The organism is Nocardia alba NBRC 108234, assembly GCF_001612665.1.
Lineage (GTDB): Bacteria > Actinomycetota > Actinomycetes > Mycobacteriales > Mycobacteriaceae > Nocardia > Nocardia alba.
The window spans coordinates 1-7,749 of sequence record NZ_BDAX01000053.1; the positions used below are offsets into that span (position 1 = coordinate 1).

Annotated in this window: 12 protein-coding genes; 5 read left to right on the forward strand and 7 right to left on the reverse strand. The window is 63.5% G+C overall.

The genetic code is table 11. The features are described from left to right. Nucleotides 1–1,038: 1,038 nt before the first annotated feature. From NA12_RS32730 to NA12_RS35115, 3 genes are all read left to right on the forward strand, one after another. On the forward strand, nucleotides 1,039–1,332 hold the full coding sequence (locus NA12_RS32730) for a hypothetical protein (RefSeq protein WP_067460673.1): 294 nt from the start codon (nucleotides 1,039–1,041) through the stop codon (nucleotides 1,330–1,332). Between the two features lie 236 nt (nucleotides 1,333–1,568). After that, a complete protein-coding gene (locus NA12_RS34040) occupies nucleotides 1,569–1,733 on the forward strand; it encodes a hypothetical protein (protein WP_157106432.1) in 165 nt (54 codons plus the stop codon). Nucleotides 1,734–2,075: 342 nt separating this feature from the next. After that, nucleotides 2,076–2,183 carry a TetR family transcriptional regulator gene (locus NA12_RS35115; RefSeq protein ID WP_207905678.1) on the forward strand — a complete coding sequence of 36 codons (108 nt, stop codon included), beginning with the start codon at nucleotides 2,076–2,078 and terminating at the stop codon, nucleotides 2,181–2,183. 258 nt (nucleotides 2,184–2,441) lie between these two features. Here the strand turns inward: NA12_RS35115 and NA12_RS32740 are convergent, their stop codons facing one another. From NA12_RS32740 to NA12_RS33420, 3 genes are all read right to left on the reverse strand, one after another. After that, nucleotides 2,442–2,747, reverse strand: coding sequence for a helix-turn-helix domain-containing protein (locus NA12_RS32740; protein WP_067460676.1), 306 nt, complete (start codon nucleotides 2,745–2,747; stop codon nucleotides 2,442–2,444). 412 nt (nucleotides 2,748–3,159) lie between these two features. Then, nucleotides 3,160–3,519: a type II toxin-antitoxin system RelE/ParE family toxin gene (locus NA12_RS32745; protein WP_132370376.1), complete on the reverse strand. Its 360-nt coding sequence runs from the start codon at nucleotides 3,517–3,519 to the stop codon at nucleotides 3,160–3,162. Nucleotides 3,520–3,645: 126 nt separating this feature from the next. After that, nucleotides 3,646–4,005: a recombinase family protein gene (locus NA12_RS33420; protein WP_207905679.1), complete on the reverse strand. Its 360-nt coding sequence runs from the start codon at nucleotides 4,003–4,005 to the stop codon at nucleotides 3,646–3,648. Between the two features lie 311 nt (nucleotides 4,006–4,316). On the opposite strand from NA12_RS33420, the gene NA12_RS32760 reads away from it, so the two are divergent. Both NA12_RS32760 and NA12_RS32765 read left to right on the forward strand, forming a co-directional pair. Then, nucleotides 4,317–4,571: a hypothetical protein gene (locus tag NA12_RS32760; RefSeq protein WP_067460689.1), complete on the forward strand. Its 255-nt coding sequence runs from the start codon at nucleotides 4,317–4,319 to the stop codon at nucleotides 4,569–4,571. After that, entirely contained in the window at nucleotides 4,568–4,993 is a 426-nt protein-coding gene (locus NA12_RS32765) for a hypothetical protein (RefSeq protein ID WP_132370378.1), read from the forward strand. Before NA12_RS32760 ends, NA12_RS32765 begins: the two co-directional genes overlap by 4 nt. 154 nt (nucleotides 4,994–5,147) lie before the next feature. Here NA12_RS32765 and NA12_RS32770 read toward each other — a convergent pair whose 3' ends face one another. From NA12_RS32770 to NA12_RS32780, 4 genes are all read right to left on the reverse strand, one after another. Next, the gene (locus NA12_RS32770) at nucleotides 5,148–5,897 is read right to left on the reverse strand and encodes a DUF6338 family protein (RefSeq protein WP_067460695.1); all 750 of its coding nucleotides are present in this window, start codon (nucleotides 5,895–5,897) and stop codon (nucleotides 5,148–5,150) included. 9 nt (nucleotides 5,898–5,906) lie between these two features. Next, nucleotides 5,907–6,077, reverse strand: coding sequence for a hypothetical protein (locus NA12_RS34045; protein WP_157106433.1), 171 nt, complete (start codon nucleotides 6,075–6,077; stop codon nucleotides 5,907–5,909). A gap of 166 nt (nucleotides 6,078–6,243) precedes the next feature. Beyond that, entirely contained in the window at nucleotides 6,244–6,744 is a 501-nt protein-coding gene (locus NA12_RS32775) for an SLATT domain-containing protein (RefSeq protein ID WP_132370382.1), read from the reverse strand. Nucleotides 6,745–6,756: 12 nt separating this feature from the next. Further along, a complete protein-coding gene (locus NA12_RS32780) occupies nucleotides 6,757–7,611 on the reverse strand; it encodes an SMODS domain-containing nucleotidyltransferase (RefSeq protein ID WP_132370384.1) in 855 nt (284 codons plus the stop codon). Nucleotides 7,612–7,749 lie beyond the last annotated feature (138 nt).

A 7,749-nucleotide genomic window follows, 5' to 3' on the forward strand; every position in this document is an offset into this window, starting at 1 on the left:
TGGGCTCGATGACGACGAGGACCGCGCCCACGTCTACGAACTACGTCGAGCGCGCGGCCGCCTCAACTGAGCTGATCCGCGCCGAGCTCTGGCGATATAGTTCTGTCAGGTGGGCCGCGCCCACCTGACTCCAAGCTGGCGATCTCCCACGCAGTGGCTGGCTACTGAGGACAAGCCGTCTCCGACGCAGCGCGATTCGATTGCCTTCCAACCTTGTTGGGCGGCGTGGGAGTCCAGAGGAAGAGTCGTGATGAGCAAGTCCAATAGGGCTCGGAGCCGCGCTGTTCGGCAGCGGATGGCCGAGACCGGCGTCGGCTACACACGCGCTGCGCGCGAAGTGGGCAGCTCCGCAGGTCGCGCTGGCCGAAGTGGCACAGACTCTGTCAGGGCCTATGTTCGCGCTCTGCTATCAGACCAAGCCGGTGAGACAGACCTGCGAGACGCTGAAATCCAAGCGCTTCAGGCGCAGGGGCGACGCATTGTGGACGGTGGGCAGATCGATCGGGACACGTGGGAAATCACGGACTGGGCCACCGGTGCCAGGATCGCCTACGGCGCCGATGGTCTCGATGGGTACCACGAGACTGCCCAGCGTCTCGATCCCGAAGATACGTGGATACACATCGACCACATCCGACCTGAAGCTGCAGACCTGCCGACCATCGAGGGCGTACCGACGAGTCTGGGTACAGCGCTTGCAGATTGGATCGGGTCGCGAGGAACAACAGACGAAGAAGTCGCGGAGTTCCTCGAGTGGCCGGTGGATAAGGTCAGCGCCGCTCGGCGAGAGTAAGCGCACGGTCGTCGGCGTAATCCCGGCTGACCTCACCGCTGAATACAACGGCGAGCGCGTGCCTGTGCACTGACCGGGTGAAACAGCAGACGACTCCGGTACCCCATTTCGGGTACCAGGGTCGTCTGCTGTTTCGTGCCGCCTCATTTTTGTGCGTAAAACCGGACACTGCGCAGGTCGCAGACCTTTCTCAGGCCAGCAGATAGGAACTCGAAGGTGTCGGTGCCTGCATGCATTCTGGATCCATGACCGACTACGACTCCGTGAACGACGCCAACGCCGCGGCTGCCGAGGCGGCGGGCTGGCCGGACCTCACCGGTGCGCCCAAGCAGATCCCGTGGGGAATCGCCTGCCGCGCGGACAAGGTGCGCGAGCTCGAAGCCACCAACCTGCCCGAGGTAGAGAAGGCCCGCTGGCGCGAGGCGATGCTGCGCGAGACCCGCGCCGGCGAATGGATCGACTACCGCAAACAGCACTGGGCCACACCGGGTCTGATGCACTTCACCGAGGAAGAGCGGACCGCCATCCTCGGCAACTGACCTGCATTTACCGACTGCAACAGTCGCCGAGCCGTCTGCTACAGGCGCCGCCGAAACCCACACTCAGAGCCCGGACTAATAGGACTGAAACATGCAAAAACCGGTACACCACGGTTTGAGGCATGAACGAAAACAGCTCCACCGCAAGGGATACCGACCACCGACCGATCGTTTGGTGCGTCGACCGATATCGACGCATCGGGCGCCGCCGCCCCGGCTTCGTACGGTCCCGCACCATGGCCGTGCACCCGTCAACCGAACCTGCGCAGCACCGCTCCACCCGTAGCAATTTGAAATACGGGCTGCTCGCAGTCGCCGGGTTCAAAGCCCTCGAAGCGGTGACCGGCGAGCTCGTCGGCCGCCTGGTCGAGGCCGCCCTGGCGTACCTGGGAACGCTGTGACCCCCGCTGCCGAGCTTGCGCTCACTCCGTCCAAGGAGTGAGCTCGGTGATCCGCATCGGGAACGTGTACGTCCCCGGTGAGTCGAGTGTGGACAGGATGCGGGCGCGGCGGGATGACGGCACACCGAATCGACGGTCCCGGTAAACCACTGGGCGGTCGGGTCGTCGGGCTCGCCGCCGCGGCCGTGTCCGTCGTCCCACCAGCAGATCTCGTCGCCGACCTCGAACGCCACTGCAACGATCCGAACGCACCCGCGACGGGCTTGCCGCCGCTCGTGCCACGGACGCACCGGCGGCCAGAAACCCAAACTCGGACCACGGCAGGTCGCGCTGACACGGCAGATGTACGCCGAACACGGCAAGCGCCGTTGCACCGTCGGCCAGATCGCCGCCGAGTTCGGCGTCACCCGACCCACCATCTACCGGCGCCTCGACAAGCCAGCCTCATAGAGGCTCGCCGCACCGCAGCTGACCAGGCACTACGAGAATTTCGTTGGATTTCGGCGATTACTACCAGGACCCCCGCTCCCCCGCCCCTCTGCTGGTAACTCTCTGATACACCTCACATGCAGCAGACGGGCCCCAGGATCATCCTGGGGCCCGTCTGCTGCGCTGAGCTCTTCGTATGACGAGCGCTGTTTCGCCTGGCTACCGGCCACGCCTGCTTCTCACCGCAGGTGTCGTGCCGACGATCATGCCTGAACTTCGCTACGCGGGTGTGAGCTCGATGCTCAACTGCACTTCCAGTGCGCCCGCGAGGCGTTCGAGAGTTGGGATGGTCGGTACACCATCACCTGCCTCGAATCGGCTGACGGCGTTCTGCTTCATCCCTGCTCGCTTGGCGAGCTCACTCTGGGTCCATCCCCGCGCTTCCCGCGCCTGCCGGACTTGCTCACCGAGTCGGTAAGCGATCTCCGCCGCGCGGTATGCGGCCTGGTACTCCGGGGTTGCGCGGACCTCTGTGCTGCGGCGGTTGAATTCCTCCTGGCTGGTCTTTCGTCCTGTTGTGGTCATGTCTATCTACCCTCTGGGTTCTCTCTCTGCGGCGAGAGATTGGCGCGCCTTCCCCGGCCCGGATGCGGCGAAGCCGGGGAAGGTGTTCTCGTACCTCTCCGGCGTGGTCTGCACCACCGAGGCCGAAGGATTGAAGAGCTCCCATAACCCGCTCCCACAGGCTACGAGTTCTTCGCTGACTTGGTCGTTGTCCTACCGCTGAACAGTCGGGTCTCGCTGCGGACGGCGGGAAAGTCTGGGTTGGCTTGATAGTTTTCTCATCTGGTCGGGCCTCCCGTTTCTGGGGTTTGAGTGATGTTGGAGCGGGGTGGAGATGTGTGCTGTTGTCCGAAATCGTCACCGGGCGGTAAGTCATGGAGAGGGTGGGCTTTCGCGGCCTGCTACTGATGCGGCGAAAGCCCACCGGATCGAATTAGGTCTCGAACACGTTGTGGTACGTCCGGTCGTGTTCGTTCTCGCACACCTTCTTCGCCTGCACAGCACGGTTGACCTCGGTGGCCTCGTGCTGTGCCGACTTGGTGAAGACGGTCAGGAGAATGATCTTGTTGTCTCCCGGGAACCAGTAGGTGATCCGGACATTCCGGTTCCGGGAGATCTCGAAGCGGAGCTCACCGACGCTATCCCGGAGGTAGCGGCAATGAGGCATGGTCAGTTCCGGGCCCTTCTCAGCAAGAAGGCCCGCCCTGAAGTCCGCGCGGGCGCGATCCTCAGGACCCAAGCTCAACAGAAAGTCCACGACTTCCTGCTCGGCGATCATCTCGAACAAATGCACGAAGTCCAGTGTATCACGTGGATGTGATACTACCTGATCAGGGCTACTTTATCTAGCTCTTGGTATCAAACCTGTCTGCGCGGGACCCGCGCACACGGCGCGGCGGCGGCAGCTCGTCGTAGTGCTCTACCGTCGGCGGGCCGGGATGTGAGTCGGCGGGCAGCTTGCCCAGGACCGCGGCGAGTTCGGCGTCGGCGCGGTCAGCCCCGGCGGCGGCCTGGTCGTGCTCGCGCAGCAATCGCATGACGGTGGCCGGGGGCGGCCCTTCTTCTTTCCCGTGGTGATGACCAGGCGGGAGGCGATGTCGCGCAGGCTGTGGTTGTTCCCACGTAGGTGTAGCGCCATGGCGAGCATGGTGTCGTCGGAGACGCTGGCGCCGCCGATGGATTTGCCGCGGGCGCGGGCGGATTCGTGGCCTTGGAGGGTGCGGTCACGGATGTATTCGCGTTCCATCCCCGACAGCGCGGCCAGCACCGTGAACACCACCCCCGACGGATCGTGGGAGCCCTGCAGTTGAATCTCGTCAAAATGCTTTGGTGCTCTAATGCTTTTCGGCGACTCAGCATAAAAATGCTGGGTGTCACGAAATCTCCCCGGACCGGTCTCCGCGCACGTCACAGGAGGCGGCGCTGACCTGCGTGAACGCAGGCGTTGCTCCAACCTTGTTGTCGCGCTAGACTCCTGCACCAGGCAGCACAGTTCTGCCCGCAGGCTCCAGCGCATCCGCTGGGGCCTTTTCTGTTACCCATCCAGGCCCCCGACCCTCGGTCGGGGGCCATTGTTGTTTCGGAGGTGTCGTGTCGTCTCATCTCGCATCCGCCGCTATCCAGCTCGCTCCCTGGTCAGCGTTCTGGATGCAGCTGCCCGTGCTCGTTCTCGTCCTGGCCGTCCTCGCGATGGCGATCACCGCGCTGCTGCGGGCGAACCGCGAGGACATCCCCCGCATCGTCGAGGCCGTCGTCGCTACGATCTGCCGCCGCCTCACACTTCCCGCGGGGAACCGACGTAGGCCGAGACGACCCACCAGGATCGAGGAAGGGACAGAGCGGTGAGCAGGACACCCCGCGGCCACCGCGACCCTGTGGGCGAGCGCGTCGCTCAGAGCTACCTGACCCACGATCTGGCCCTCGTCCGTCAGGTCCTGCCTCGCCATGATCAGGACCTGCTCGACTACATCCTCATCAACACCGGCGTGGACCCCGACCACAACGCCGCACTGATCAGAAAGCTCACCGGCAGGATCCGGGCGGATCCGGTCCTGCGCGGACTGTTGCTCACCTACCTCGGCGACCGTGTCCCCGCCGGGACGCTCTGCCTGTGGTGCGGTAGAGAACTCAGACAGCGCAAGCCCGGCGCACCCGGCCGCCCCGCCAAATACTGCGGGGACAACCACCGCCAGAGTGGATCACGAGCCCGGCGGCGGCAAGCGCGCAGACGAGCGCACCAGGACGTCCCGGCCGAGCCGACGAACTGATCTTCGCCGGACGGCCCTTGAACGCGAGCTGCTCGCCGCGGAGCTGCGCCTGGTCGACCGCGCGGTCCGTGGGCTCGACGACAACGAGGACCGCGCCCACGTCTATGAGCTACGCTGCCGGCTCAACTGAATCGGACAGCCGGGCAGCCCTTCGCTACGGTTGCGCCGGGGCAGTATCTGTTTCGGCGGGTGGCGGGAGCGGCGTTCCGCCTTGGTCGGCCATGGTGGATAGCGGGGGTGCGTAGGCCACGGCGATCGAGACGATCTCCGCGCCGCGCAGGATCACGAATTTCCACCTTTCCGGCATTCTGACGCGCACACGGTTTCCGTCCGAATCGCGATGGGTCGGTTTGCACAGGATCGGCGGTTGCAGGATCAGTTCGCGGTCGAGGACTTCCATGTCCGGGGAGAAGTCACGTACGCATCCGAACCAGATCGTGCCGTCGGTGAGGGTGACCCGCACGTGCACCCGCATGTCCTTGGTTGGCTGGTATTCCCTGAACGCACGGTGCCACGTCGATTCGTAGAAGATCTTGCCCTTATCGCCATGGTGGACGATCGCGGTCAACAGCCAGGCGAAGACCATCGCCAGGCCAGCGATGACGATCATGGTGACGCTGACGCGCACGAGGTTGTCGGCGATGTAGGTGTTGGGCTGCTTGAGCATGGCCGAGGGCACTGGGAACGGCTTCCGGTCCTGCAATGCCAACAGTGCGGCGCAGAGCAGCAGCGTCAGGAACGCCGCGACGCTGCACGCCGTGGAAACGAGCGCGACGCGGGAGATCTCGGTGAAGGTGCTCTCCTTGCGGGGGACCTTCCTATACGCGCTGATCCAGTCGAACAGCAACCCTGGAGCAATGAACAGGAAGAACGCGAGGATCGTCAACCAGCTGTTCGGAGTCACTGCAGCGGCCTAGTCGTCGATATCGCCCCAATCATCCTTGGCCGTGCTGGCGGGGTTCTGCTCTTGGCCTAGCGAGGTGACCTCAGGGTCTGGACCACCGAGGGTCTCCATGGACTTTTCGAAATGCCCGGAGCCGCGAACAGACTCCGGCTCACGCTGACCATCTTCGGAACGCTTCATCGACCAACCTCAATTCGGTATCGAGTGGTGTAGAAAGCCCAGCTCATCAATGCTACTTCGCTGGTCACGCGCGCCGCGACCACGTCGATCCGGGTTCCCGGTTCAGTCGTGTCGTGGACGCAGCGCGTAGCCGGGGCACGAGCCGGTCGTTCAGCTGCTCCAGTGGTCAGGACGCGGGCAGCTCGGTCCGAAAATCGCCACGCTCGATCTTGGCGCGCGCCCGCTCAAAGGCGCGTTCGTTCAATCCGGGCGCAGTGCGATCGATGGTGGCCTTGCGCTCGGCGAGCTTGCCCAGTGACTGCCTGATGTCGGGTAGATCCGTAGGCTCCGCCGAACCCAGATCAAGGTTTCGCATCTGTCGAATTTCGACCTTCAGTGCGCCGAGGTCACGTCCGCAGTCCAGGTGGCGCTGGGTGAGTTCTTTCGGATTCACAAGTGTGAGAACGGCGGCGCAAGCGCTGGCGACCCCGGCGAGGATCGCCGATACCAGAGGCCATACCTTCACTGTTATCGCAGCGGCAGCGCTCGCGACGACTGCGATGCCACCGATGTACCAGTGCATGCTTTGGCGCCGTTCGGCAGCCGCGTAGTGCGCCCTCTCTGTGTACTCCAGATTGTCGAGAAGGACGTCTGCTTCGTTGCGTAGGTCAATCCGGAGGTCGCTCATAGTGACACCCTTCTACCACCTTGGGTAAGGGAAGTCGTAGCCGAAAATCGAGTACATGGCCTTCCAATACGATGAGGTGTCGCTTCTGTCCTTCGCTTCCCTCGCGATCGCAAGGTAGTCCTTTGCGCTTTTGGCGGCTGCCAAGGCCTTTCGCCGGTTGTCCTCCGATGAGCAAGGTCGGATCCGGGTGACGATCCCGATCGGGTCGTTCATCTCCCGAAAGTCCGCTACGACGATCTTTCTCAGGATGGAACTCATGTCGATTTGGTAGTGGATGCTTGACTCTCCCGCCGCATGTTCCGCAGTTCGCAGTTCGAGGTAGGTCGAGGAGACAGGTACGTCGGCGTGGTACTTCCATGCCTTCAGCAGACGTACGAGCGGCTTGACCCGTTTACCCAATCGGTCGTTCTGCCTGCTGACATAGCGGTTGTGGGCGGAGGGGGCCGAGGCCACCCACTCTCCGGGTGCCGGGATCTCGAACACGTCATCGCCGCCGGGAGTTAGGCGGTCGAAGTATGCAGGGGCAACCTCGAAGCTGGGGCCGTACGAGTACTGAACCTTCACCGCGGGACTGCTGATCTTCAGCGAGGAAAACCGATAGGACTCGGTGGCGAGCGCATCCCTGGTTTTCACGAGGGCCGAGTAGGGCGCGAGCGCGCGCCACGAGTAAGGGATGCGAGCCATGAGGTCAACGTCGCTGTGCTTCGGTATCGCGGTGCCGTGATTGAATGATCCGCTTTCGAAGGTCGAGAGTATCCCCGCTGCTTTGAGTAGACGGTTGATGTCGGCCCGGCGTTGCGCGACTAGCTGCTGATCCGGGGTTTGGTTCACCAACTGTCCGACGTACCGATCCATCGGGTCATCCACAGGCACTCTCGTTTCTCACTTGACAGCTTAGAGTTGGGCCACATGGTGTTTCTGTAGCGCAGCCTCGGGGGTTACACCTCGCCCATGTCGAGCGTGTCCCCCATCCCGACTTCGATGAGACCGACCTATACCTCCTAT

Coding starts and splice junctions, on each gene's coding strand:
- NA12_RS34045 (WP_157106433.1), bottom strand. CDS start 6,077: ATGAAGCGTTCCGAAGATGGTCAGCGTGAGCCGGAGTCTGTTCGCGGC.
- NA12_RS32775 (WP_132370382.1), bottom strand. CDS start 6,744: ATGAGCGACCTCCGGATTGACCTACGCAACGAAGCAGACGTCCTTCTC.
- NA12_RS32740 (WP_067460676.1), bottom strand. CDS start 2,747: ATGACCACAACAGGACGAAAGACCAGCCAGGAGGAATTCAACCGCCGC.
- NA12_RS34040 (WP_157106432.1), top strand. CDS start 1,569: ATGGCCGTGCACCCGTCAACCGAACCTGCGCAGCACCGCTCCACCCGT.
- NA12_RS35115 (WP_207905678.1), top strand. CDS start 2,076: ATGTACGCCGAACACGGCAAGCGCCGTTGCACCGTCGGCCAGATCGCC.
- NA12_RS32730 (WP_067460673.1), top strand. CDS start 1,039: ATGACCGACTACGACTCCGTGAACGACGCCAACGCCGCGGCTGCCGAG.